General features: G+C 71.4%; 27 protein-coding genes. 19 read left to right on the top strand and 8 right to left on the bottom strand.

Annotation, left to right across the window (positions count from 1 at the left end):
• The first annotated feature begins 100 nt into the window (after positions 1–100).
• The 19 genes from AC07A6_RS22025 to AC07A6_RS22115 all read left to right on the top strand — a co-directional run bounded on the left by AC07A6_RS22025 (position 101) and on the right by AC07A6_RS22115 (position 18,116).
• Complete coding sequence (locus tag AC07A6_RS22025) at positions 101–1,186, top strand: DUF6081 family protein (protein WP_478778204.1); 1,086 nt, start codon at positions 101–103, stop codon at positions 1,184–1,186.
• Between the two features lie 236 nt (positions 1,187–1,422).
• Positions 1,423–2,388, top strand: coding sequence for an ACP S-malonyltransferase (gene fabD, locus AC07A6_RS22030; RefSeq protein WP_478778205.1), 966 nt, complete (start codon positions 1,423–1,425; stop codon positions 2,386–2,388).
• Positions 2,389–2,435: 47 nt separating this feature from the next.
• Positions 2,436–2,846, top strand: coding sequence for an acyl carrier protein (locus AC07A6_RS22035; protein ID WP_478778206.1), 411 nt, complete (start codon positions 2,436–2,438; stop codon positions 2,844–2,846).
• 46 nt (positions 2,847–2,892) lie between these two features.
• A complete protein-coding gene (acpS, locus tag AC07A6_RS22040) occupies positions 2,893–3,267 on the top strand; it encodes a holo-ACP synthase (RefSeq protein WP_386271264.1) in 375 nt (124 codons plus the stop codon).
• A 14-nt stretch (positions 3,268–3,281) separates the two neighbouring features.
• Entirely contained in the window at positions 3,282–4,052 is a 771-nt protein-coding gene (locus AC07A6_RS22045) for an SDR family NAD(P)-dependent oxidoreductase (RefSeq protein ID WP_362465761.1), read from the top strand.
• A 9-nt stretch (positions 4,053–4,061) separates the two neighbouring features.
• Positions 4,062–4,514 (top strand): hotdog family protein, encoded by a 453-nt coding sequence (locus tag AC07A6_RS22050; protein WP_362465758.1) that lies wholly within the window; start codon positions 4,062–4,064, stop codon positions 4,512–4,514.
• The gene (locus tag AC07A6_RS22055) at positions 4,511–5,773 is read left to right on the top strand and encodes a beta-ketoacyl-[acyl-carrier-protein] synthase family protein (protein WP_362465755.1); all 1,263 of its coding nucleotides are present in this window, start codon (positions 4,511–4,513) and stop codon (positions 5,771–5,773) included. Before AC07A6_RS22050 ends, AC07A6_RS22055 begins: the two co-directional genes overlap by 4 nt.
• On the top strand, positions 5,770–6,222 hold the full coding sequence (locus AC07A6_RS22060) for an ApeI family dehydratase (protein ID WP_362465752.1): 453 nt from the start codon (positions 5,770–5,772) through the stop codon (positions 6,220–6,222). The genes AC07A6_RS22055 and AC07A6_RS22060 overlap by 4 nt, the downstream gene beginning before the upstream one ends.
• Entirely contained in the window at positions 6,219–7,508 is a 1,290-nt protein-coding gene (locus tag AC07A6_RS22065; protein ID WP_478778207.1) for a beta-ketoacyl-[acyl-carrier-protein] synthase family protein, read from the top strand. Before AC07A6_RS22060 ends, AC07A6_RS22065 begins: the two co-directional genes overlap by 4 nt.
• 114 nt (positions 7,509–7,622) lie before the next feature.
• The gene (locus AC07A6_RS22070; protein ID WP_362465746.1) at positions 7,623–9,986 is read left to right on the top strand and encodes a beta-ketoacyl-[acyl-carrier-protein] synthase family protein; all 2,364 of its coding nucleotides are present in this window, start codon (positions 7,623–7,625) and stop codon (positions 9,984–9,986) included.
• A complete protein-coding gene (locus AC07A6_RS22075; protein ID WP_362465743.1) occupies positions 9,983–11,104 on the top strand; it encodes a 3-oxoacyl-ACP synthase III family protein in 1,122 nt (373 codons plus the stop codon). The genes AC07A6_RS22070 and AC07A6_RS22075 overlap by 4 nt, the downstream gene beginning before the upstream one ends.
• Positions 11,105–11,155: 51 nt before the next feature.
• On the top strand, positions 11,156–11,569 hold the full coding sequence (locus AC07A6_RS22080) for an ester cyclase (protein ID WP_427711099.1): 414 nt from the start codon (positions 11,156–11,158) through the stop codon (positions 11,567–11,569).
• 54 nt (positions 11,570–11,623) lie between these two features.
• Positions 11,624–12,619 carry an aldo/keto reductase gene (locus tag AC07A6_RS22085; protein WP_362465739.1) on the top strand — a complete coding sequence of 332 codons (996 nt, stop codon included), beginning with the start codon at positions 11,624–11,626 and terminating at the stop codon, positions 12,617–12,619.
• Between the two features lie 33 nt (positions 12,620–12,652).
• Positions 12,653–13,852 (top strand): FAD-dependent oxidoreductase, encoded by a 1,200-nt coding sequence (locus tag AC07A6_RS22090; RefSeq protein WP_362465736.1) that lies wholly within the window; start codon positions 12,653–12,655, stop codon positions 13,850–13,852.
• Positions 13,853–13,888: 36 nt separating this feature from the next.
• Positions 13,889–14,722 (top strand): ester cyclase, encoded by an 834-nt coding sequence (locus AC07A6_RS22095; protein ID WP_362465733.1) that lies wholly within the window; start codon positions 13,889–13,891, stop codon positions 14,720–14,722.
• On the top strand, positions 14,722–15,195 hold the full coding sequence (locus AC07A6_RS22100; protein WP_478778208.1) for a DUF1772 domain-containing protein: 474 nt from the start codon (positions 14,722–14,724) through the stop codon (positions 15,193–15,195). Before AC07A6_RS22095 ends, AC07A6_RS22100 begins: the two co-directional genes overlap by 1 nt.
• Before the next feature lie 73 nt (positions 15,196–15,268).
• The gene (locus AC07A6_RS22105; protein WP_478778209.1) at positions 15,269–16,135 is read left to right on the top strand and encodes an NAD-dependent epimerase/dehydratase family protein; all 867 of its coding nucleotides are present in this window, start codon (positions 15,269–15,271) and stop codon (positions 16,133–16,135) included.
• Between the two features lie 309 nt (positions 16,136–16,444).
• Positions 16,445–17,461 carry a sensor histidine kinase gene (locus AC07A6_RS22110; RefSeq protein WP_362465725.1) on the top strand — a complete coding sequence of 339 codons (1,017 nt, stop codon included), beginning with the start codon at positions 16,445–16,447 and terminating at the stop codon, positions 17,459–17,461.
• Positions 17,442–18,116: a response regulator transcription factor gene (locus tag AC07A6_RS22115; protein ID WP_362465722.1), complete on the top strand. Its 675-nt coding sequence runs from the start codon at positions 17,442–17,444 to the stop codon at positions 18,114–18,116. The genes AC07A6_RS22110 and AC07A6_RS22115 overlap by 20 nt, the downstream gene beginning before the upstream one ends.
• A gap of 2 nt (positions 18,117–18,118) precedes the next feature.
• On the opposite strand, the gene AC07A6_RS22120 is transcribed toward AC07A6_RS22115, so the two are convergent.
• The 8 genes from AC07A6_RS22120 to AC07A6_RS22155 form a co-directional block, all read right to left on the bottom strand.
• Positions 18,119–19,792 (bottom strand): phytoene desaturase family protein, encoded by a 1,674-nt coding sequence (locus tag AC07A6_RS22120; RefSeq protein WP_478778210.1) that lies wholly within the window; start codon positions 19,790–19,792, stop codon positions 18,119–18,121.
• A 30-nt stretch (positions 19,793–19,822) separates the two neighbouring features.
• Entirely contained in the window at positions 19,823–20,953 is a 1,131-nt protein-coding gene (locus tag AC07A6_RS22125; protein ID WP_478778211.1) for a beta-ketoacyl synthase N-terminal-like domain-containing protein, read from the bottom strand.
• Entirely contained in the window at positions 20,950–22,173 is a 1,224-nt protein-coding gene (locus AC07A6_RS22130; protein ID WP_362465713.1) for a beta-ketoacyl-[acyl-carrier-protein] synthase family protein, read from the bottom strand. Before AC07A6_RS22130 ends, AC07A6_RS22125 begins: the two co-directional genes overlap by 4 nt.
• On the bottom strand, positions 22,173–22,436 hold the full coding sequence (locus AC07A6_RS22135; RefSeq protein WP_007266164.1) for an acyl carrier protein: 264 nt from the start codon (positions 22,434–22,436) through the stop codon (positions 22,173–22,175). The genes AC07A6_RS22130 and AC07A6_RS22135 overlap by 1 nt, the downstream gene beginning before the upstream one ends.
• A 58-nt stretch (positions 22,437–22,494) precedes the next feature.
• Positions 22,495–22,929: an ester cyclase gene (locus tag AC07A6_RS22140; RefSeq protein WP_362465709.1), complete on the bottom strand. Its 435-nt coding sequence runs from the start codon at positions 22,927–22,929 to the stop codon at positions 22,495–22,497.
• A gap of 66 nt (positions 22,930–22,995) precedes the next feature.
• Positions 22,996–23,700: an SDR family oxidoreductase gene (locus AC07A6_RS22145; protein WP_185910983.1), complete on the bottom strand. Its 705-nt coding sequence runs from the start codon at positions 23,698–23,700 to the stop codon at positions 22,996–22,998.
• A 64-nt stretch (positions 23,701–23,764) separates the two neighbouring features.
• Positions 23,765–24,421: an HAD family hydrolase gene (locus AC07A6_RS22150; protein WP_478778212.1), complete on the bottom strand. Its 657-nt coding sequence runs from the start codon at positions 24,419–24,421 to the stop codon at positions 23,765–23,767.
• Complete coding sequence (locus tag AC07A6_RS22155) at positions 24,414–25,460, bottom strand: AfsA-related hotdog domain-containing protein (protein WP_478778213.1); 1,047 nt, start codon at positions 25,458–25,460, stop codon at positions 24,414–24,416. The genes AC07A6_RS22150 and AC07A6_RS22155 overlap by 8 nt, the downstream gene beginning before the upstream one ends.
• Positions 25,461–25,500 lie beyond the last annotated feature (40 nt).

A 25,500-nucleotide genomic window follows, 5' to 3' on the forward strand; every position in this document is an offset into this window, starting at 1 on the left:
CGAAGTACGACCTCATGCGTTCGACAAAGAAGTTTTAAGTCGATCTCTACGGGCGGTCCCGACGATGTGAAGACATCCGAGACCACTCAAGGAGACGACAGTGAGAACGAGTTGGAAGAAGCGGCTGATGTTCGGCGCGGTGGCGGTGGCCATGGCGGTCGTGGTCACGCCGGCGACGGGAGCGGTGGCGGTCGAGCAGGCCGAGCAGGTCGAAGAGGCCCCGATGCTCAAGAAGACCGTCTTCAGCGACACCTTCCAGAACGGCTTCGACACCTCGACCGCGGGCAAGTGGCAGCTGTTCGAGAACGGCGGGCTCACGGCCAACGACGGCATCGCGACCACCTCGACCCGCGGTCTGAACGTGGTGCCCTCCGGCACGGACCCGGTCACGGGCCAGCCGGCGTTCGCCTGGACCACGGGGCAGCAGGCGGCCGGCGGCGGCGGCGACAAGGACCACATGAAGTGGCTCGCCTACCCGCGGCACAACGGCACCACCGGCTACCCGGGTTACGACATCCCGCCGAACGGGCAGCTGACCTGCGAGTCCTCGCTGTCCGTCCAGACGCGCAACATGGAGAAGCACCCGTTCGGCAGCGCGGTCAGCGACCCGCAGGGCGACGTCCGGCTCGGTTCGGCGGGTCTGGTCACGGCGGACCTGCAGACCGGCATGGTCATGGACTTCCACGTCACCAACAACACCGTCTACGCCTTCTACGAGCGCCTGCGGTACCCGGGCACCAACTACGCGGCGTTCACCTACGCGGTGCCGGTCGCCCGCATCACCCCGGGCACCCAGGTCAACACCCAGGTCGTCCTGGAGAACGGCGGCACCCGGGCCCGCTGGAAGCTCAACGGCTTCACCGTGCTCACCGTGAACAAGCTGGGCACCCTCGAACTCGACCGGAAGTACCTCCAGACGGACCACGGCGGTACCGAGGAGGTCGTCGCACCCAAGCAGGCGACCTGCGGGCTGGGCGTGTTCACGATGCTCGACGGCGCCGGCGCGGACGGCCGCGGCCTGGTGCGCCTGGACTCGACGAACGGCTTCTACTACAACACCCGGCTGGGCGCGCCCACCGGCCAGACGTTCCTCGACGAGACCAGCCAGACCGGCAGCCGGATCTGGGGCCAGGGTGTCGACCTGCGCGCCGCGAACCTCAAGGTCACCACGGGTGAGCGCCTGTAATGCCTCTAAGGAGGCATGGCCACTGACCATTGGAAGTCTGGGAGCGGCCGAGCGCCTGCCTTAGGTTCGAAGGGCAGTGCCGATCACGACCAGCCCGCCCGATCGCATCCATGTCGTCGAAGCCCGCATCGGGCGGGTGGTCCGTCGGCCATGAGGCGCCGGCCCGGCACCCCGGAACGGTCGACGGAGACCGCGCCGCACCAGCCGGGCCACAAGGTACCGAAGGAATCCCACTGATGAACTCGAACAGCTCCGCCGACCTGGTGATGTTCCCCGGACAGGGGTCTCAGCGGGCCGGCATGGCCACTCACCTGCTGGAGCGGTATTCCGCCGCCCGACGGGTGTTCGACGAGGCGGACGCCGTGCTCGGCATGCCGCTCTCCGAAATCTGCACCACCGGAACGGCGGAGGAACTCGCCGCCACCGACATCACCCAGCCCGCGATCCTCGCGACGAGCCTGGCCACCTGGCAGGTCCTGCGCGAGGCGGGCTGCGCGCCCGGCGCGGTGGCCGGTCACAGCCTGGGCGAGTACGCGGCCCTGGTCGCGGCCGAGGTCCTGACGCCGGAGTCGGCGCTCCGTCTCGTCCAGGTACGCGGTCGGCTCATGGCGGAGGTGGGCCGAAAGCAGCCGGGCGCGATGGCAGCGGTTCTGGGACTGTCCGCCGAGCAGGTCGTCCGGATCTGCGAACAGGCTCGTGAGACGGGGCTGGTCGAGGTGGCCAACTTCAACGAGCCGACGCAGACCGTCCTGTCCGGCGAGGCCGCCGCCGTCGAGGCGGCGGGCCGCGCGGCGCTCCTGGAGGGGGCGGAGAAGGTGGTGGCGCTGAAGGTCGGCGCGCCCTTCCACTGCTCCCTGATGAGCGCCATCGAGGAGGAGTTCGCCGCCGAACTGGCCGGCCACTCCTTCGCGGACCCGGTACTGCCCGTCATCAGCTCGGTGACGGGTGACCACGTACGCGGCGGCGAGCAGGCGCGGGAGCTGCTCCGCCGTCAGCTCAGCGGACCCGTCCGCTGGGTGGACGTGGTCAGGCGGGCCGGAGGGCTCCCCACCGAGACCTACATCGAAGTGGGTCCGGGCCGGGTGCTGAACGGGCTGGTCCGCCGTACGGACCCGGACGCGCGGGTGGCGAGCACCGGCGACGAGCGGCGCCTCGGCTCGCTCGTCGACACCCTCTCGGCCGCCGTGCCGGTCCCGGTCTGACCCCACGACCCACACACAAAATCCCCTCAGGAAAAGGTGATTCACGCATGACGAACAACGCCAGCCTCGACGCCATCGTCCAGAACTCCATCGCCGAGGCGCTCGGCCTGGACACCGAGGAGGTCGTGCCCGACGCGACCCTCCTCGGCGACCTGGACGCCGAGTCGATCGACCTCCTGGACATCCTCTTCCGCATCGAGCGCGCCTCCGGCGTGAAGGTGAAGATGGCCGACCTCACCGAGGTCATCCAGGGCGGCATCGCGGACGAGGACTTCGCCGACGAGGACGACGTCATCACCGCGGTCGGTCTCGCGCAGCTGAAGAAGGTGCTGCCGCAGATCGACACGGACGCCCTCGCGGGCAAGCTCGTCGCGGACGAGGTCCTCACCCTGTTCACCGTCCAGAACCTGACGGACATGGTCTCGGAACGTGCCGACAGCACCCTGGCCGCGGCCTGACGACGTGATGGAGCGGTCGTCGGCCGACCGCCCCGTCCCACCTCGGATGCGTATCGGCACGGACGTGGTCGCAATCGAGCGGATCGACGAACTCGTCGCCTCGGACACCGGCTTCGAGGAGCAGGTCTTCACCGCTCGGGAACGGTCCTACTGCCGCCGAAGACGCCGACCCGGTGATCATCTGGCCGCCCGTTTCGCCGCCAAGGAAGCCGTGCTCAAAGCACTGGGCACCGGCATGGCGGCGGGCATGGAGTGGACCGACATAGAGGTCGTCAACGACCGTGCCGGCCGTCCGACGGTCAGGTTGTACGGCGAGGTGGCCGCAGAGGCCGAGCGGCTGGGGATGCAGCAGCTCGACATTTCTATGACTCACAGCGCTGGGCTGGCGATAGCCCAGGCGCTCCTGGTGTGGAACCAATAAGGAGGAAAAGACTCATGACGCTCGAAGGCCGCGTCGCTCTGGTCACCGGCAGCTCACGCGGCATCGGGCGGGCCATCGCGCTCCGCCTCGCCGCCGACGGTGCTGCCATCGCCGTCAACTACCGCTCGCGCAAGGACGAGGCGGAGCGCGTCGTCGAGGAGATCACCTCGGCGGGAGGCCGGGCGGTCGCCCTGCAGGCCGACGTGTCGGACCCCGAGGCCGCGCAGCGGCTGGTCCGGGAGACCATCGACGGCCTGGGCGGCCTGCACATCCTGGTGAACAACGCCGGGGTGGCGCAGGACGGCCTCATCTACGACCAGGCTCCCGCGGACTGGTGGGAGGTGCTCAAGGTCAACGTCGGCGGTGTCTACAACTGCACCCACGCCGTGGCCGGGCACTTCATGTCCCAGCGCGAGGGCAACGTCATCAACATCTCCTCCGTCATGGGGGAGGGCGGATGGGTGGGGCAGTCTAACTACTCCGCCTCCAAGGGTGCCGTCAACTCCTTCACCCGCGCCGCCGCCATCGAGCTGGCGCGCTTCGAGATCCGCGTCAACGCGGTCCTCGCGGGATACACGGCCACCGACCTGATCGGCGGACTGCTGGAGAAGGACGGCGGCAAGAACATCAAGCGCCAGCTGCCCTTCCGCGAGTTCGCCACGCCCGAGCAGGTGGCCGGCGTCGTCTCCTTCCTCGCCGGCGAGGACTCCTCGTACGTCACCGGTGAGCTGCTGCGGGTCGACGGCGGCTGGGCGGGCCAGCTCGGCCTGGGCCGCTCCAAGTAGGGGCCGGCCGTGCGATTCCACCTGATCGACCGTATCGAGGCATGGGAGTCCGGGGTGAGTCTGCGGGGGCGCAAGGTCACCTCCGCCGACGAGTCCTACTGGACCCCCACGCCGAACGGGGCCGTGATGCCCGCCGCGCTGGTCCTGGAAGCGCTGGCCCAGGCGGGCACCTGGCTCCTGCTGCTGAGCACCGGCTACAAGAGGCGTGCCGCTCTGGCGAGCGCCGCCAGCGTGCGCTGGCACACCGAGGTGCTCCCCGGCGACGTACTCGACCTTGATGTCCGATTCGTCTCGTTCGACGAGACGGCCGTGACCCTGGACGGCACCGTCCGCGTCGGCGACCGGACGGTGCTGGAGGTCAGCGGCCTGATGTGTGCCGCCCTCGGCAGCGACCAGCTCGAAGACCCGGAGGACACCGAGCGAATGGGCCGGCATCTGCTGCGCACGGAGGTGCTGCGATGAAGCGTGTAGTGATCACGGGGATCGGGGCGGTGACCCCCCTGGGGAACGACGCCCCGACCACCTGGGAAGGACTGGCCACCGGCCGCAGCGGCGTCGGTGAACTGACCACCATCGAGACGGACGGGTTCCCCGTACGCATCGCCGGCCAGGTCAAGGACTTCCGGCTGAAGGACCTGGTACCGCGCGAGGTGGGCCTGCGCCACCTGTCCCGGCCCGGACAGTTCGGCCTGGCGGCCGCGGCGGAGGCGCTGCGCGACGCGGGCGTGGACCGCGACACCTACGAGAGCGGCGAGATGGGCGTCTCCGTCGGCGCCAGCGTCGGCCGGCCCGGCCTGCAGTGGCTGCTCGACGTCGGCGAGCTGCGCGAGACCACGGGCGAGGAGACGGCGTTCCTGCCGTACACGCCCTCGGAGTCCCTGGAGTTCAGCCAGAACGTGCCCGCCGCGGCCATCGCGCGGCTGTTCGACGCGACGGGTCCGCTCATGGGCGTCAGCACGGCCTGCTCCGGCTCCGGCCACGCCATCGGCGAGGCCTTCCGGGCCATCCAGGAGGGCGATGCCACCCTGATGGTGGCCGGCGGCTTCGACTCGCTGACCTCGTGGATGGACGTGCTCGGCTTCACCCTGCTCGGCGCGCTCACCGACCGGTACAACGACGACCCGCAGTCCGCCAGCCGCCCCTTCGACGGCGAGCGGTCCGGGTTCGTCCTCGGCGAGGGCGGAGTGCTCTTCGTCCTGGAGGAGCTGGAGTCCGCGCTGGCGCGCGGTGCCCGCATCCACGCCGAGGTCCTCGGCTACGGGTCCAGCCTCAACGCCTGGCGCATCACCGACTCGCCGCCGGACGGTTCCGGCGCGATCGAGTCGATGGCGAGCGCCATCGCCGACTCCGGAGTCGGCACCGAGGGCATCGACTACGTCGTCGCCCACGGCACCAGCACCCACGGCAACGACCAGTCCGAGACCGTCGCGATCAAGAAGGTGTTCGGCGACGACGCCCACCGGCTCGTGATCAGCTCGCCGAAGTCGATGGCCGGGCACCTGACCTCGGCCGGCGCCGCGCTCAACGTGCTCGCCGCGATCGGGGCGATCAACAACTCGCTGGTGCCGCCCACCATCAACCTCACCTCGCCGGACCGCAAGCTCGACCTGGACTACGTGCCGAACACGGCCCGCGACCGGTCCGTCTCGCACGCCCTGATCAACGCCTTCGCGTTCGGCGGCACCAACATCAGCCTCGTCGTCGGCGGTTACGAGCGATGAGCGTGACGACGGACCACCGGGCCACCGGGCACCCCGTGCACGGCGCACTGCTCGACCCCGAGGTCCGCCCGGGCGAGCAGGCCACGGCCCTGCGCAACGTCCCCAACACCCTCGACCTCTTCGCCACCCACTTCCCGCGCTTCCCCATCCTGCCCGGCGTGCTGCTCGTCGCGAGCGCCGCCGACGTGGCCGCCCTGGCCGCGCCGGCATCCGACCACGGCTGGCGCCTCGGGGAGGCGACCCGGGTGCGCTGGCGGCGGCCGGTCCGGCCGGGCGACCAGGTGGCGATCCTCGCGGAGCTCACCGGCCGCGACGGCGACGACACCCTCCACTTCAAGATCGCCGCGACGGTGGACGGCCAGCCCGTGGCCACCGTCCGGCAGTTGACCCTCGTACGCCGGCTCCCCGCCCCGGCCACAGTCGGCGAATCCCCCAAGGAGCAGCGATGAGCGGCATCGGACGCCAGGTAGTGATCAGCGGCATCGGCCTGCTGACCGCGCTCGGCGAAGGCGGTGAGGCCAACTGGAAGGCCATCGTCGACGGCCGGAGCGGCGTCAGGCAGATCCAGGCCTACGACACCTCCCGGCTCCAGACCACGCTGGGCGCGGAGATCGACGGGTTCGACCCCAGCCGCTTCGCCACCCGGCGCCAGCTGAACACCATGAACCGGGGCGACCAGCTCGGTCTCGCGGCGGCCTCCCTGGCCCTGGCGGACGCCGGCATCGACACCGGCACCGAACTGGGCCTGCGCACCGGGCTGTTCCTCGGCGGCAACAAGTCGATGGGCCGGATGGACCAGCTGATCAAGGGGCTGCGGACGGTCCGCCGCCCGGACGGCACCGCCGACATGAAGGCGCTCGGCGAGAAGGCCGACACCATCATGCCGCCGCTCTTCTTCGTCGAGGGGCTCCAGCCGGGCGCCGTCTTCCACATCTCGCAGACCTTCGGCATCCGCGGCGCCAACGCCTTCTTCGCAGGGACCGCCGACGCCGGCGCCACCGCCATCGCGAGGGCCGTGCGGGCCATCCAGCGCGGCGACGCCGACCGGATCATCGCCGGCGGCTACGAGGACGCCACCAGCTGGTGGTCGATGACGCACATGGACCGCATGGGCGTCCTCACCACCCGCAACGAGCTCGGCGAGACCGCCTTCCGGCCCTACGACCAGACCCGCAGCGGAGCCGTGCTCGGCGAGGGCGGCGCCCTGCTGGTCCTGGAGGAGAAGGAGGCCGCGCTCGCCCGCGGCGCCCGGATCTACGCCGAGCTGCGGGGCGTGGGCAACGGCCACGACGGGCGCACCCCGCCCGCCACCGACCCCGAGGGCCGCGGCCTCGTCCGCGCCGTGCGGCGGGCCCTGGACGACGCCCGGCTCGCCCCGGCCGACCTCGGCTACATCGCCTCCCACGGAGCCGCGACCAAGATCGGCGACCGCAGCGAGACCGCCGCCCTGCGCACCGCGCTCGGCGAGGCCTCCCGGTCGGTCCCGATCAGCAGCATCAAGCCGCAGACCGGCCACCTCGTCGGCGGCGCCGGCGCGCTCAACGTCGCGGTGTCGGCGCTCGCCCTGCACTACGGCGCCATCCCGGCCACCGCCAACCTTGAAACCCCGGACGCGGCCTGCGACATGGACCTCGTCCGCGGCGAGGCCCGCGACACCCGGCCGGAGACGGCCCTCGCCCTGGCCCGCGGCCTCGAAGGCCAGGCCGTCGCGCTGGCCCTGGGACGGGCGGCCTAGCCCGTGCCGAGTCCCATCCCCTCCGGGACACCGGAGGGCGAGTTCATCGAGTACATCCGGTACGTCCAGTCCGTCCGAGGAGACGGGAAACCCAGGTCAGGAGGAGTCAGACACATGGAGAACATGCCTTCCGGCGTTGCGCGGGTGGTGGTATCCGGCGTGGGCGCGATCACCTCCCAAGGGGGCACCGCCGAAGAGTTCTGGGAAGGTGTCCGCACGGGACGGGTCGCGATCCGGCCGGTGCGCGGCCTGCCGATGGACGGCTACCAGACCCGCATCGGAGGCGAGGTCACCGAGACCCGGCGGCCCGCCTACGCGTACACCTCGGACGAAGAGGTCCGTGAGCCCTCGGTCGACTTCGCGCTCGTCGCGGCCGAGGAGGCCCTCGGCGCCGCCGGCCTCACCCCGGGCGTCGAGATCCCCGCGGAGCGCTGGGGCGTCTCCTACGGCACCTGCAACGGCGGCTGGCGCAGCGCCGAACACGCGCTGCGCGCCCGCGCCGCCGACGAGGAGCCCGACTGGCAGCGGTACGCCCTCGTACCGCCCCAGGCGGGGGCCGAGGCGCTCGGCGCCGCCTTCGGGATCAAGGGGCCGGTGCTCTCGGTGAACACCGCCTGCGCGTCCGGAGCCCACGCCATGGCCCACGCCCTGGAGGTGATCCGGGCGGGCCGGGCCGACGCCATGCTCGTCGGCGGCAGCGACGCCTTCACGGAGACCGCGTTCGCCGGCTTCAGCGGCCTGGAGTCGCTGTCCGGCAAGCCCGCGGCCCCCTACTCCAAGGACCGCTCCGGGCTGTCGCTCGGCGAGGGCAGCGGCATGTTCGTCCTGCTCTCGGCGGACGCCGCGGCCCGGCTCGGCGCCCCCGTGCTCGCCGAGGTGCTCGGCTACGGCCTGTCCGCCGACGGCTACCACCCCACCGCCCCCCACCCCGAGGGCGAGGGCGCGGCCCGTGCGATCCGCGCGGCGCTCGCCTCCGCCCAACTGGCGCCCGAGGACGTGCGCTACGTCAACGGACACGGCACCGGCACCCCCAAGAACGACTCCGCCGAGAGCGGCGCGGTGCGCCTGGCCCTCGGCGAGGCGGCCGAGAAGACCGCCCTGAGCAGCACGAAGTCCATGGTGGGCCACCTGCTGGGCGCGGCGGGAGCGGTCGAGGGCATAGCGACGGTGCTCGCCCTGCGCGACCAGATCGCCCCGCCCACCGCGGGATTCACCGAGACCGACCCGCAGTGCGGCCTCGACCCGATCCCCGGCACGGGCCGCCCGATGGACCTGGACGTGGCCCTCTCCAACAACTTCGCCTTCGGCGGAGCCAACGCCACGGTCGCCTACGCCCGCCCCGGAGCCCTCTTCGAGGGTCCCGCGGACGAGCACCACGACGAGGTGGTCGTCACCGGGTTCAGCGCGCTGACCGCGGCGGGCGACGGGGTCGAGGCCCTGTGGCAGGCCTTCGAGGCCGGTACCCGCCCCGGCGAGGACGAGGACGGACTGCGGGTCGCCCGCGCCGTGTTCGACCCGGAAGCGGCCGGCACCCGCAAGGACCGCCGCCGCATGGACCGCATCTCGCAGCTCGCCATCGCCGCCTGCCGGGCGGCCCTGGAGCACGCGGGGGTGACCGGCGACGACGAACGCGCGGCGACCGGCGTGGTCCTCGGCACCGGCATCGGCCCCGTGGAGAGCAACGAGCGGTTCTTCCTCCCGCTGCTCACCGACGGCCCGGCCGCCGGCAACCCGGGGGTCTTCCCCAACACCGTGTACAACGCCGCGGCCGGACAGGTGGCCATGGCCCTCGGGGTCAAGGGCCCGACGTCCACCCTGACCTCGGGGCACGCCGCGGGCGCCGCCGCCATCGGCGTCGCCCACGACCTGCTGCGCAGCGGGCGGGCCGACCGGATCGTGGTCCCGGCGGTCGACGCCTTCTCGCCCGGCGCCCTCGACGGCTACCGCACCATCCCGCTGTTCGGCTCGCGGTCCGCCGCCGACTACACCCTGGCCGAGGGCGGCATCGCCCTGGTGCTGGAACGCGCCGGAGCGGCCCGCGAGCGCGGGGCGACCGTCCACGCCGTGGTCCGCGCCCACGCCACGGCCTCCGACGCTGCCGGCGTGGGCCGCTGGGACCCGTCGGGCGACGGCCTGGAGCGGGCCATGCGCGGCGCCCTGGCCGGCGCCGGGATCGCACCGGGCGAGCTCGCCGAGGTGTGGGCCAACGCTGCCGGACTGACCCCGGTGGACCAGCCCGAGGCCGCCGCCATCGACCGGCTGCTGGACGGTGCCGAGGTGCCCGTCCGCACCCCCAAGCGCTCGCTGGGCGAGCCGGTCGGCGCGGGCGCGCAGCTGGCGGCGGTGCTCGCCATCGGCTCCTGGCAGCACGGCCTCTCCCAGGGCGACGCCCTGATCAACAGCTCTTCGCTGGGCGGAACGCACACGTCGATCGTGCTGTCGCCCGCCCCGACCTCCCGAACGGAGTCCGCCCGATGACCGGCACCACCGAGAACCTCAGCGTGAAGATCCTCTCCACCGGCGGGTACGTCCCCGGAGACCCGATCGACAACACCCAGATCGAGAAGATCGTCGGCCCCCTCCCGGACGACGTCCTGGCCGGGATCCAGGTCGAGACCCGCCACTGGATGATCGACACGGTCACCGGCGAGCACCTCACCTCCAACAGCCGCATGGCGGAGGCCGCCGGACGCCAGGCCCTCGAACGGGCCGGCGTCGGCGCGGACGAGATCGACCTGCTGGTCGTGTGCACCGCCAGCCCCGAGTACCTCCTGCCGAACGTCGCCACGACCGTGCAGCACTACCTCGGCCTGGAGCGGTGCGCCGCCATCGAGGTGCGCGGCGCCTGCGCCGGCTGGGTGCAGGCCCTGGACATCGCCCGCCGCCAGCTCGCCGACGGCACCGCGCGCACCGCGCTCGTGATCGGCAGCGAGGCCATCTCGCCGCTGATGGCCCCGATGTTCATCGGCAAGGACCCCTTCAAGGTCCGGATGCGCGAGCGCCTGACCCTGTACACCTTCGGCGACGGCGCCGGCGCGGTCCTGCTGCGGGCCGAGCCCGCCGAGGCCGGCCACCAGGACGACTTCGCCTTCGTCAACGCCTGCATGGGCGGCCTCCGCAAGCCCGGCATGGAGATCATCGGCGGCGGCACGGACGTGTCGCAGGCCGAGCAGCTGCGCCGCAAGCGGCTGATCGACATGAAGGTGGACGTCCCCGGCACCACGACCTTCGGCCCCCGGGTCTTCGTCGAGGCCATCAAGGACATGTCCCAGCGCTCCGGCTGGTCGCTGAGCGACCTCGACGCGCTGGTGCTGCCCGAGGGCAACGCCGACTACTTCGCCCGCGAGTACGAGGACGCCGGCCTGTCCGCCGCCGACGACGAGGCCCTGAAGACCGGAAAGATCGTCGAGAACCTCGCCGAAGTGGGCGCCACCGGCTCCGCCGCCGTGCCGCTCGCCCTGGACGCCGCCTGGACGTCGGGCCGGATCCAGCCCGGCCACAAGGTCGTGCTGCTCGGCATCGAGGCCAGCCGCTACGTCTACACCGGCCTGTCGCTCACCTGGCACGCCCCCGCGCCGGTCACCGCCGCCGCCTGATCCCCGCCCGCCCGGCGCCCCCCCCACCCACGACAAGAGGATGCGAATCAGATGTCAGTGATCACCACCACCCACCCCGCCGTCGAGGACTTCCTCGCCATGGTCAACACGCGTGACGCGGACCGCGTCGACACCCACTGCACCTTCGAGCACATCGACCACAACCCCGTGGTCCCCAACGGCCGCGAGGCCAACCGGCTCTTCTGGAAGAACGTCTTCGCCGCCTTCCCCGACATCACCGCCACCGTCAAGGACCTGCTGGTCTCCGGCGACCGCGTCGCCGGCCGCTTCGAGTACGAGGGCACCCACCAGGGCGAGTTCCTCGGCATCCCGGCCACCTACCGCAAGGTCCAGATCCGCTCCATCGACATCTGGCGCCTGGAGGACGGCCTGTTCGCCGAGCACTGGGACCAGACCAACCTCACCGAGGTCCTCCAGGAGCTCCGGGCCGCCGCCCACGCCTGACCCGGCCGGGACGCGGAAACACCAGGACGAACACAGCGCACGATGGAGGAACACATGGAACACCGCACGCTGGGCCGGGACGGAGTCACCGTCTCCGTCGAGGGCCTCGGCTGCATGGGGATGACCTTCGGCTACGGGGACTCGGACGAGACCGAGGCCATCGCCACGGTCCACCGGGCCCTGGACCTCGGGGTCACCCTGCTCGACACCGCCGACATGTACGGACCGCACACCAACGAGGCCCTCGTCGGCAAGGCCATCCGCGGCCGCCGCGACGAGCTGGTCCTGGCGTCGAAGGTCGGCAACGAGATCGGCGCCGACGGCAAGCTGACCGGCGGCCTCAACGGCCGCCCCGAGTACATCAAGCAGGCCGTCGAGGGCAGCCTGAGCCGGCTGGGCACCGACCACCTCGACCTGTACTACCTGCACCGCATCGACCCCGACGTGCCCGTCGAGGAGAGCATCGGCGCCATGGCCGAGCTCGTCGCGGCCGGCAAGGTCCGCCACCTCGGGGTGTCCGAGGCCTCGGCGCAGACGATCCGGCAGGCGCACGCCGTGCACCCGCTGGCCGCCGTCCAGACCGAGTACTCCCTCTTCACCCGCGACGTCGAGGTCAACGGCGTGCTGGACACGGTGCGCGAGCTGGGCATCGGCTTCGTCGCCTACAGCCCGCTGGGCCGCGGCTTCCTCACCGGCGGCATCCGCAGCACCCAGGACATCCCGCAGGGCCTGGACTTCCGCCGCTTCGCCCCGCGCTTCGCCGAGGAGAACCTCCAGCGCAACCTGCCGGTCGTGGACGGGCTCGTCGCGCTCGCGGCGAGCCTGGAGATCTCCGCCACCCAGCTCGCACTGGCCTGGGTGCTCTCCCGCGGCGACGACGTGGTCGCCATCCCGGGCACCAAGCGCCGCAAGTACCTGGAGGAGAACCTCGGCGCCGTCGCCGTCACCCTCTCCGCCGAGACCCTCGCCGAGATCGAGCGCATCGCTCCCTACGGCATCACCGCGGGCGACCGCTACCCCGCCGAGGCCATGGCCCAGCTCAACGGCTGAGCCCCCGCCCCCCCACCAGTCAAGGAGAACACCGTGTCCGCACCGCGCATACGCCGAGTGCTGATCGCCGGCGGCGGCATCGGCGGCATCGCCACCGCGCTGGCCCTCCAGCAGCAGGGAATCGACTCCATCGTCTTCGAGAGCGCGCCCCAGCTGCGCGACGGAGGCGCAGGCCTGCACATCTGGACCAACGGCATGCTGGCCCTGGAGTACCTGGGCCTTGCCGACGCGGTCCGCGAGACCGCCCCGGCGCAGGAGGTCTGCTCGTTCGCCGACTGGCGGGGCAACTCCATCGGTGACTGGCCCGTCGGCCAGTTCACCTCCCGCTACGGCCAGCCGACGGTCGCCATCGGCCGGTCGGAGCTCCACGGCATCATGAGCGACGCCCTGACCGTGCCCGTGCGCACCGGCGCCCGGGTGACCGGCTACGCCCAGGACCGCGAGGGCGTGACCGTCCGCTTCGACGACGGCACCGAGGAGCGCGGCGACGTGCTGATCGGCGCGGACGGCGTCCGCTCGGCGGTCCGCGCCCAGCTCCTCGGCCCCCAGCCGCCGCACTACACCGGCTACATCGCCTGGCGCGGCCACGCGAAGATGAGCCCCGAGGAGATCCCCCCGGGCAGCTTCCTCGGCCTCTTCGGCCGCGGCACCCGCTTCACCTACTACGACATCGCCCCCGGTGTCGTGCACTGGATGAGCGTGGCGAACGGCCCGGCCGGCGGCCGCGACCAGGGCACCCCCCAGGACACCCTGCGGATGCTCCAGGCCAGGCACCGCGGCTGGGTCGACCCGGTCGCCCGGATCCTGGCGGCGACCGACCCCGACAGCATCATCCGCAACGACGTCACCGAGCGGAAGCCGGACCCCGTCTGGGGAAGCGGCCGCGTGACCCTGCTGGGCGACGCCGCGCACGCGGTCAGCTTCAACATCGGGCAGGGCGCCTGCCTGGCCATCGAGGACGCGCTGGTGCTCGCCGAGCACCTGACCCGCCCCGGTGACGTCACCTCCGCGCTGCGCGCCTACGAGGCCGAGCGCCGCACCCGCACCGCCCCCATGCAGACGCTGGCCGCGCGGATCGGCTGGGCCGGCGCGCTGGAGAACCCGCTGGCCGTCTGGATCCGCGACCAGCTCATGCGGGCCGCCTGGACGCGCGTCGCCTTCGCCGCCGCCGAGAAGGAGCACGTCGCCTACGGAACCCGCTGGCGCGAGCGCGCCCTGCAGAACCACCACTGACCCCAGCCCGAGAGGGCACGAGAGGAAGGGACGGTCATGGCGACCGGCTCCACGGAACACAACAAGGCGACCATCCGCCGCGTCTTCGACGAGTTCGTCAACCAGGGCGACTTCTCCATCGTGGACGACATCTACCGGCCGGACATCATCGACCACGAAGGCCTGCCGGGCGCGCCCGAGGGCGTCGAGGGCGTCAAGTACACCATCGCCGGGCTGCGCACCGCGTTCCCCGACCTCAAGGTCGTCATCGAGGACATGAGCGCCCACGGCGACCACGTGGTCATCCACAACACCTGGCACGGCACCCACCTCGGCGAGCTGCTGGGCATGGAGCCGACCGGCCGCACCATCGAGTCCACCGGGATCGTCGTCTGGCGCTTCGAGGACGGACTGATCGCGGAGCGCTGGGCGATCGGCGTGGCGTCCAACATGTTCGCGCAGCTCGGGATGCGGATGTTCGCCCCGGGCAAGGGCCGGCGCACGGTCCGCAAGACGGACCTGCCCGTGGTCCGCGTCCTCCCCCTGCCGGCGGACAAGTCCGAGGCCTGGCACCGGCTCAACACGGAGCTGGCCGGCCCCCGCCTGCGCGAGTACGAGGCCTCCCGCCGCCGGCTGGGCATCAGCCACGAGGTCTTCCGCATCACCCCGGGTCCGGACGGGGACCAGGTCGCCGTCTACTTCGAGGCCAAGGACCCCGCCCGGGTCGCCCGCCTCTGGGACGCCTCCGAGGACCCCTTCGACCTGTGGCTGCGCGAGCAGGTCCGCGACATCCACGGCACCGACCCGTGGCTGCTGGACGACGCGGCGGCCGCGGCGGCCGGTCACACCTGGAACGCCCCGCCGAAGCTCACGCCCGAGGTGGCGGCCTGATGGAGGTCCTGCACGCGGTCCTGACGGGCGTAGCCCTGCTGGCCAACGCGGTGGTGTACGGCACGGACTTCTTCTCCGCGCTGGTCCAGCGGCCCGCCATGGCCCACGCGAACGACGAGGTGCTCACCAGCGCCATGGGGCTCACCCACCACTACGGCGACAAGCGGATGCCCGTACCGGGCGTGGCCGGCGTCATCGCCACCGCCCTCACCCTGGTCGCCGCCGTGTTCACGGGCGGCGCCCTCGCCATCGTGACCGGGGCGGTCGCCCTCGTCTCCCTCGTGATCTGGCTGGTCATCTACAACCGCATCAGCGGCCCGGTGAACAAGAAGCTCGGCGCGGCGGCCCTCGCCGGCGTCACCCTCCCCGACGCCCGCGAGCTGCAGAAGACCTGGGACAGCGTGATCAACGTGCGCGTCGTCCTCCAGGGGCTCACGCTCGCCGCGCTGTTCACGGGCGTGGCCTTCGGCTGACCGCCGGCGGCCGCGCCGCCCCGGCCGCCGACGGCCGGGGCACGCACGTCCTGTTGATTCGAAAGGAAATCCCATGAAGGTATTCGTCACCGGCGGGTCGGGTTACATCGGCCGCGCACTGCTGCGCGTGCTGGCCGCCCAGGGTGACTCCGTGACCGCGCTGGTGCGTTCGCAGGAGTCGGCGAAGGTGGTCGCCGACCTCGGTGCGACCCCGCTGGTGGGCGAGCTGACCGACGAGGCGCTGCTGCGCGAGGCGGCGGCCGCGGCCGACGGCGTGGTGCACCTGGCCCTGACCGGGGACGAGCGCTCCGGAGAGGTGGACCGGATCGCGGCGAACGCGCTGCTGGAGGGCGTCGGCGGCAACCCGTACGTCCACACCGGCGGCAGCTGGGCCTACGGCGACACCGACGGCGCCGTCGCCGAGGACGCGCCGTTCGCCCCGCCCATGGTCGTCGGCTGGCGCGTGCCGCTGGAGCAGCAGCTGCTGGCCACCACCTCGCAGGGCAAGCACCCGGTCATCGTGCGCCCCGGTCTCGTCTACGGGCGGTCCGGCGGCCTGCCCGGCTTCTTCCTCGGCGAGGGCCTCCAGGCCGGCGCCATCGGCTACCTCGGCGACGGCAACTCCTCCTGGTCGCTCGTGCACGTCGACGACATAGCCGACCTCTACGCCCGCGCGCTCAAGGCCCCGGCCGGCACCCAGTACCTGGGCGTCACCGGCGTGAACGTGCGCACCCGCGAGGTGGCCGAGGCCCTGAGCCGGGCGGCGGGCATTCCCGGCCAGACCCGCTCGGTGTCGGTCGAGGAGCTCGCCCAGAAGCTCGGCCTCCTGGCCGACGCCCTGTTCCTGGACCAGCAGTTCGCCACCACGCGGGCCCAGGACGAGCTGGGCTGGATCCCGCAGCACCGCGACCCGCTGGACGACCTCGCCAAGGGCCTCTGACCCCCGCAGAGCAAAGGCCGCCGCTTCCCGGAAGCCGGCGGCCTTTCGGCATGCCCGGGCAACGACGCCCCCCGGGGAAGCGCCCGAAACGCCAAAAAGTGGCCTGAACCAACCCCCGAGCGGCCTTGCGGCCCTCCTCATGCGGCATTCAAGGGATCTTCTAAGAGGAGGGGGGCACACTGTTTGAGATCGCGAATGCGGCAACGGGGGGAATGGCAAAAAATGGCCTCGACGAACGAGAAGGACAGGACGGCCTGGGTCGGAATCGCATTCGACCCGACACCCGACTTCATCGCACGACAGTCCGACATGATCCAGACATACCGGCAGCGGCTCATCATGGACCGCAGCCCCTTCGGCACCGATCCCGAACACTGGTGGCACACCAGCAGGTACGCACTCGAAGTCTTCGCGGAGTGCCTGTTCTCCCTGCAGCTCGGACGGCTGCCGGCCACCGGAGGCGCCGGACTCGACCTCCGGCGGAGCTACAGCACCCCACGAGAGCGCGACCAGGCCGCCCTCCACTGCATCCACGCGGCCCGCACCCTCTTCGGCGTCATCTCCGAGGTCCTGTGCGAGGTCTTCCCGGCCCCCCGGGACAGCCGGCGCCTGGCCCAGGTCCTCACCGACCTGCACACCGTCCTCCACCGGAGCCTCGAAAAGCCGGCCATCGAGCTCCTGAGCACCCTGCACAACCAGCGCGAACTGTCCCGGGAGGTCCACGACCGCATCGGCAACCACACCAGCCTCGCGCTGCGCCAGCTGGAACTGCTGGAGGTCATGCTGAGGCGCGGAGCCGGCGAACAGGGACTGGAACACGAAGAGCGCATCGGACACCTCAAGCGCACCCTCATCGAGACCATGAACAGCACCCGGGACCTCGTCGACGGCCTGCGCAGCGACTTCGACGCGCCCCACGAGCTCAAGTCCGCGCTGCTCGGCTACCTCGCCGCGGCGGACGTCTCCCACCCGGTCGTGCACGTCCACGTCGACGACGACGTGGACTGCGTCATCGCGGCCATGGGCATGGGAGACGCCCTCTTCCTCATGGTGCGCGAATGCCTGCGCAACATGCTCGCCCACGCCGACGCCTCCGTGGCCACCGTCGACGTGGGCATCGAGGGACGCAACGTGGTCGCGCGGGTCCAGGACAACGGAGTCGGGTTCGAACCCCACCTGCGCAGCGGCAACGGCCTGAGGTCGCTCTACGAGCGCGCCGGACTGCTCGACGGGAGCGTGAAGCTCATCAGCTCCCCCGGCAGCGGCACCCAGATCACCATCACCGTTCCGTTCCTCGGAGGCAGTCATGGCGAACCCGGCGTCTGAGGCCGACCCCATCCGGATCATCGCCGTCGACGACCACTCCCTCCTGCGCAACGCCCTGTGCGAGCTGCTGGACCTGCAGGGGGACCTGCGCGTCGTCGCCCAGACCGACTCGTCGGCCGCCCTCGTCGAGCTGGCCGTCGAGCACCGGGCGGAAGTCGTGCTGCTGGACGTGGAAATGCCGAATCACCATGCACCCACCGTGGTGGGGGAGCTGAGCCGGGCCCTGCCCGATCTGCAGGTCCTGATACTCAGCATGCATGGTGATCCGCAGCTCATCCAGGAGCTGCTGCGCCAGGGAGCCAGGAGCTACCTGCACAAGAGCACGCACCACGAGACCCTGCTCTCGGCGATCCGCAACATCCGCAACGTGGATCCGCACACCATCATCGCGGTGCCGCAGCAGGGTCGTCCCAGTGCCTTCGCGCCGGCGCCCTCGGGCCTCTCGCCGAGGGAGCGAGAGGTCCTGACGCTGGTGGCGCACGCCATGAGCAACCGGCAGATCGCCAGTGAGCTCGGCGTCGCGGAAGGCACCGTCAAACGGCACCTCCGCAACATCTTCGAGAAGCTCGAAGCGGTGTCCAGGGTGGACGCGGTCAACAAGGCCATCGACGCCCAGCTGATCGTCCGCAGACCCAGCCTGGGCGACGTCGGCTGACCTCAGCCGATCCTGGCCAGGCCGCGCGCACCCTGCCGGCCGGCCCCGCGGGACACGGCGAGCGGGTCCCAGTCCGCCGCGCGCGGCGGGAGCAGGCCCGGGTCGCCCAGCACCGCGCCCGCGTGGACCTCGGCGAGCAGCCGGCGCCCCGTGATCTGGCCGGCACAGGCCATCCCGCCGACGGCGGCACCGGTGATCCCGCTGCCGTACCGGGTGCTGGCGCCCACCACGTACAGGCCCTCGACGGTGGTGGCCGTGTCGGGCCGGCCGCCGACGCCGCCCCAGTGGGCCAGCCCGTAGGGCGTCCCGCCGGTCGCGAGCGTGTACCGCTCGTGCGAGATCGGCGTCGCCGCTTCCAGGTGCACGATGTGCTCCCGGAAGGGTCCGATCGCCTCCTCCGCCGCCCTCAGCATCGCCTCGGTCAGCTGCGCCTTGCGGTCCTGGTAGCCCGCGTTGCGCCGGTACCGCTCCCCGGCCGCGGGCCCCTCGTTGACGCCCCAGAACTCGTACCCGGGCGGACAGAGCGTCATCACCTGGAAGTTGCTGTGCCCGGGCGGGCACACGTTGCGCGCGCCCGGATCCTTCAGCGAAGCGAAGGAGAAGAACAGGAGCGGCACCTCGTCGACGCGCTCGTCGGCCAGGTCCTGGAAGGCGGCCTCGATGTCGTCGTTCCGGTACCACCACAGGTTCGCGTTCGGACGGGCCGGCAGCTCCCGGTCCAGCGCGATGTAGAGCGTCGCGAAGGGCAGCGCCATCTCCGCCTGCCGGGTCTTGGCCACCAGCCGGCGCCCGAAGTGCTCCTCGCCCACGAGGTCCAGCACGGTCCTGCGGTAGTCCGCGTTCGAGATCACGAGGGGCGCCCTGAGCACCTCGCCGTCCCTCATCTCCACCCCGGCGGCCCTGCCGTCCTCGACGAGGATCCGGCCGACCCGGCTCCGGGTGCGGAGCTCGCCGCCGTGCGCCTCCAGCGCCTCGACCAGCGAGGCCGCCAGCACCTGGCCACCGCCCTCCGGGTAGTAGGCGCCCCGCAGGTAGTGGTCGGTGACGGCCGCGTGCATGGACACGACGGCCTGCCGCGCACCCATCCCGTAGTTGGGCGACTGGGCGGCCAGGACCGTCCGCGCCCGCGGGGACAGGCCGCAGTGGTCGAACAGCTCGGAGACCGTACGGCGTCCCCAGCGGGCCGTCACCGGCGTGCGGGCCATCAGGTCGGCCACGGACAGCTCGTCCCGCGACAGCATCAGCGAACGGGTCTCGTCCGCGATCGCGGCACACACGTCGGTGAACAGCAGGATGCCCGCGGCATCCTCCGGAAGCGCCTCCGACAGCCGCTTCGCGTACCTGTCCCAGCCCGTCGGGACGTCCACGGTCAGGTCCGGCAACGCGATCTGGTCGAAGCCGTCCTGGTCCATCTCCCGGAAGGAGACCCGCCCGCCCAGACCGAGGCCGGAGAGGATCGCGGGCAGCACCCCGTCCGGACCGCAGTCGCCGAGATAGTGGACGCCCACGTCGAACTCGTAAGCCCGGCGGCGGCGGAAGACGTGGCTGTTGCCGCCCGCCACGTCGTGCTGTTCCAGCACGAGCACCCGCCGGCCGTCGGCCGCGAGGTACCCCGCGCACACCAGACCGCCGATGCCGCTGCCGACGACGATGGCGTCCCACTCATCCCGATCCACGGGTAACCGTCCCCTTCTCGCGCTGTGCACTCAGACCCGGCTGCGCACGATCAGCGCACCGGCGTTCCCGTCATGGCCGACCGACGTGACCAGGCCGATCCGAGGCCGGTCGGCCGGCTCGTTCCGCCAGTGGGCGAGCAGGCCCGCGAGCTGCATGGCGCCACTGGCGCTGTACGTCTCGCCCAGCACCTCGCCGACGCGCACCTGCTGCGGCAGGTGCCCGAGCGCGAGACGGACCGCGCGCTCCTCCAGCCGCTCCAGCCCCACGTGGTGGGTGGCGCCCAGGGACACCACGTCCACGTCCTCGGCCCGGACCCCACTGCGGTCCAGCACCCGGGTGATGGCCGCGGCCAGCCCGTTCGCCAGCCCGCGCTGCCCCTCCTGGCGCTGGCTGACGCCCGTCCAGCTGTTGTAGCCGACCTCACAGGCCAGGAGGTCCGCGAGGGCGCTCTCCTGCTCCTCGGCGGTCGGATCGGACGTGACGACGAAGATGGCCGAGCCCTCGCCGACCGACGCCCGCTCGTCCAGCGTCCCGGCGTGGTGCCACGCCCAGGCCGTCGGAGCGCTGAGCTCCTCGGAACCGCCCACCAGCAGCCGGTCGGCGTGCCCGACCGACATGGCCATCCGGGCGTGGCGGAAGGCGTAGAGACTGGCGCTGCGCCCGCCGGCCACCGTGGCGTTCAGGCCCTTGAACCCGTGCCGGATGGCCATCTGCCCGGCGCTGACGTTCATCACGCTGTGGGAGAACTTGCCGGGGTTGATGAGCTGCGGCTTGTCCAGCGTCAGCGTGTCGTACAGCAGGTCGGTGTACCCGGAGATGCTGCCGGTGTTGGTGGCCAGCACCACACCGGTCCGGGCCGGCTCCTCGCCGGCCCCGCCCGGACCGGCCGATTCCAGCGCCTGCTTGCAGGCGACCAGGCTCAGGCCGGTGAGGCGGTCCAGGTACTTGATGCCCTTGCGACCCAGGTGGTCGGCGAGCTTGAAGTCGGGAACCGGCCGGACCGGACGCGGAGGGTAGTCCTCCGCGTCGGTTCCGGCGCCGGCGCCCGGCACGGCCTCCCCGCTCAGCAGGGCGGCCAGGGGGGCCAGGCCGTAGCCGGCGCTGGAGACGACCCCGGCGCTGACTACGGTCAACGGCCGCACGGGCGCCGCTGTGGTCACGAGTACCTCCCGAGAATGGTGATGACGTTGTTGCCGCCGAAGGCGAAACCGTGGTTCTGGACGATCTCCACCTGGGCGTCGCGTCCCCGGCCGGGAACGACGTCCACGCCGGGACCCAGCTCCGGGTCGATCTCCAGCAGGTTGGCCGTGGGCGGCAGGAACCCCTGCTCCAGGGCCTTGCAGGAGGCGATCGCACCGAAGCCGCTGGCCGCGCCCATGGTGTGGCCGAGCATGGACTTGAGCGAGCTGATGGGCGGCAGCCGGTCACCGAAGACCTGGCGGACCGCGTTCACCTCGGTCGAGTCGTTGGTGGGCGTACCCGTGCCGTGCGCGCAGATGTAGTCGATCTGCTCCGGGGTGACCCCGGCGTTGCGGTGGGCGGCCCGGATGCACGCGGCGATGCTCGTCGCGTCCGGGTGCACCATGTGCTCGGCGTCGCAGTTCGCGGCGTAGCCGAGCACCTCCGCGTAGATGCGGGCACCGCGGGCCAGCGCGTGGTCGAGGGGTTCGAGCAGCAGGGCCGCTCCGCCCTCGCCGGTGACGATGCCGGCCCGGTTGGCGTCGAACGGCCGCGGCAGGTCCGCGGCCATGGCGCCCAGGGCGTAGAAGCCGGAGTGGGTCAGCCGGTTCACCACGTCCGCGCCGCCGGCCAGCATGAAGTCGGCCTCGCCGCTGCGCACCATGTCGAAGGCGTAGCCCAGCGCGTAGTTGCTGGCCGAACAGGCGGTCGGGATGGTCTGGGCGTCGCCGGACAGTCCGAGTTCGGCGTTCACCGCGTTGGCGATCTGGCTGGCCGGCATCTGCTCGACCAGACGGGGCTCCAGGCCCTTGAGGCCCTGGGTGAGCCACTGGCCGCCCAGGCTCTGGCCGACCCCGGACTCGCCGCTGGTGGTGCCCATGATGGAGCCGGAACGGCTCCGGGAGAGGAGCTCGGGCTCGATGCCGGAGTCCTCCACGGCCAGGCGGGCCGCCGCTGCCGCGAGGAGTCCGCTGCGTCCCCACCTGTCGGGGTCGAGGTTGCGCAGCATCTCCGTCGGCTCGAAGTCGTTGACCTCGCCGGCGTTCCGGCTGGGGAACGGGGTGGCGTCGAAGCTGCGGATCGGCTCGATGCCGATCCGCCCCGCCCGGACGGCACCGGCGAAGACTTCCGCACCGATGCCGACCGGGCTGACAGCTCCGAGTCCCGTGATGACGACTCGTCGCAAGGGCGTGTCAGACATCAGTTGCCCGCGCATCCTTCGACGGCCACCAGGAGGGCGCGCAGCGTCTCCAGGGACTCCAGCTCCTCCTTGGGGATGACGTAGCCGAGCTCCTTCTCGATGCGGGAGACGACCGTGATGAGGGTGAGGGAGTCGCTCTCGTAGTCGTCGATGAAGTGGCCGTCGTAGGTCAGCTCACCGTCCTCCAGCTCCAGCTCCTCGTTGACGATCTCGCGGACCTGGGCCTCGAGGTCAGTTCTCAGGTCGACAGTCTGGGCGCTCATGACGTTTCCTCTTCCTGGATGGGATGTGGCTGTGGGATGGGGCGGGCGGTGCGGGGAACTACGCGGCCGGGGCCGTCGGCGGCTGGAGGGTGATGGCACCCATCTGCGCCAGCATCAGCAGGTCCTGGCGGTAGCCCCAGTGCTCGACGACCAGCCCGTTCTCGATCCGGTAGATGTGGGTCTGCTCGACGTCGATCTCGCGCTGGGAGGCCTCGAAGCCGAGGAAGTTGCCGACGTGCTTGCCGGTGAAGCGCAGCCGCAGGATGGCGCGGTCGCCTTCGGAGAAGCTGTCCAGGTGCTCCCACTTGGCGTCGGCGAAGGCGCTGTGGACCCAGCGGGCGGTGCCGAGGTAGCCGAGCGGGCCGCCCGGGGTGCCGGGAGGGGCCTCGTGGTCGACGAACTCGGCGCCGATGTACTTGTGGGCGGCCTCCTCGTTGAGGTCGTTGAAGACCTTGCCCATCTCCATGGCGAGTTCGAGTGCTTCGTTGCTCATCGCATTGCTCCTGAATTGGTTGGGATGTGTTCGGGTGGGTCAGTGGTCAGTGGGTACGGGGCCGGCTCAGTGGCCGGCGCCCAGGCCGCCGGTGACCGGGATGACGCCCGCGGTCACGTACGAGGCGTCGTCGCCGGCGAGGAAGCGCACTGCGGCGGCGACCTCCGCGGCGGTACCGGGGCGGGCCAGGGCGGTCCTGGCCAGGGCCTGCTCCCGGCGGGTGTCGGTGATGTCCTGGACCATGTCGGTCTCGATCAGGCCGGGCGACACCACGTTGACCGTGATGTTGCGGCGGCCCACCTCGATGGCGAGCGACCGGGCGAAGCCGATCAGCGCCGCCTTGGAGGAGGCGTAGTTGGTCTGGCCGGGGGCGCCGGCCATGCCGCTCATCGACGACATGTAGATCAGGCGGCCCCAGCGGGCCTTGATCATCGCGGGGATGACCTCGCGGGTGACGGTGACGGCGGCCTGGAAGTTGGTCTCCATCACCGCCCGGAAGTCCTCGTCCGGCATGCCGATCAGCAGCTGGTCGCGGGTGATGCCGGCGTTGGAGACCAGCACCTCGACCGGGCCCTGCTGGATGGCCACGTCCTCGACCGCTGCCCTGACGTCGTCGGGGTTGGTCACGTCGCACCGCACGGCGTAGAAGCCGGGAGGCGGCTCCCCGTTGCGGTAGGTGATCGCGACCTTGTTCCCTTCGGCGGCCAAGGCCTCAGCGGTGGCGAGTCCGATGCCCCGGTTTCCGCCGGTGACGAGTACGGAGCGACTCATGTGCACCTCCTCTTGTCGTGTCGCCACGGGCCTTGTGGTGGTGGCGGTGTCGGGGACGTTCGGCTCATGCGACTTCGTCCCACAGGGATTCGAGCTGGGCGGCGGCGCTCTCGGCGTCGGTGAAGAGCACCGCCCGCCATCCGGCCGCCTCGGCGCCCTCGCAGTTGTGCGGCAGGTCGTCCACGAGCACGCAGCGCTCCGGGGCGACGCCCGCACGCTGCGCGGCGAGTGCGAACATGCCGGGGGACGGCTTGCGGTGACCCGTCTCGAAGGAGAGCAGGACGTCGTCGAAGAGCTCGGAGGGCTCGATCATCCGCCGCCAGTGCTGGTCCCAGGCGGGCACCATGTTCGAGAGCATTCCGACGAACGCTCCCCGGTCCCGCGCCTTGCGCAGCTGGGACACCCAGGCGTGGTTGGTCTCCCGCCCGTCGAACCAGGCGTCCGCCATCGTGGTGAGGCGGAGGGTGACGCCGTGCTCGGATTCCAGCACGTCGCCGATCTCGCCGAGCCACTGCTCCTCGGTCACCAGCGGCGTGTCGATCGGCTCCATGATGTCGCTGGTGCCGTACCGGGCGGTGACGGTGGCCAGGGCCCGCCCGAGGACGGCCTGGTCGACGCCCATGGAGGCGCAGAACTTCTCCATGGTGTGGTGGAGCGGCGGGGTGAGCACGCCTCCGAAGTCCGACCAGATCGCCAGTCGGGGCGCGGTGCTGTCAGGCATGGTGGTTCCTCGGCTGGGGTTGCGGGATGCGGGATGCGTCGTCGACGGTGACGGTGAGGGCCGCGATCTCCTCCGAGTCCTGGAGGAACCGGACGCGGATCACGTGGCGCTCGGGGCCGGCCGGCACCCGGTCCGCCACCACCGTCAGGGGTACGTCCAGCTCGGCGAAGCGGTAGAACTCCGCGTCGAAACCGGAGGCGTACACCGGAAGGGGGGCTTCCCCGGGGGCCCGGCCGGCGGAGCCGGCGGAGTAGACCGCCACCTGGCGGGCCGCCTCGACCAGGGTCATCGCCGGCAGGTGGTCGTAGGCGTGGTCGAACAGCGCCGGGTTGTCGAAGCGCGGTACGACCTGGGCCACGACCGAGTCGCCGGTGACCTCCGGTTCGGTGAGGACGACGTTCAGCGGGTTGTCGCGGCCCACCAGTTCCGGGGCGACGCGCTTGGCGGTGCGGGACACGATGTCCTCGGTGAACTCCGAGCTCATCGGTGCCGGGGTGCCGCGCTGCGCCTGGCGGAGGATCTCGTTCTCGTGCTTCTTCAGGAAGAGCACGTCCATGGAGTGGTCGCCGACGTGCACGTCACCCATGTAGATCCGCTGTACGAGCCGGCCCTTGCGGAACCGGCCGTTGCGGGCCGGAGTACCGAAGAAGTCGGTGTCGATCCGCGGGGTTCCGGTTTCCCGGCCTACTTCCAGAGCGTACAGGTTCTTCATCGAAAACTGGAAGGTGTTCACGATGGCGATGGTGTCGATCGGAATTCCCACGTGAATGTGGGAACCCGCGATCGATACCTGTCGCCCCGCCTCCAGGAAAATCAGGGAATCGTGCAGCTTGGGCCGCGACCGGTGGTCACTGTAATAGAGATGGGTCAGCGGAAGGTGAATTCCAGCCGTCACCGCCATGGGCCGCAGCGTTTGAACATCCGTGACGAAGACTTCGGTAATCGCGGAACGGTGCACGAGTGCCCGTTCGATGGTGCGGCCGTAGTCGATGTCCTGGATCACAGAAGAGGTGGCGTCCTCAATCACCTGCGTGGTCATACGTCTTCCCTCCAGACCACTTCTCCGAAGTGAACGGTTG

It is taken from the genome of Streptomyces sp. NPDC044002 (assembly GCF_056434525.1).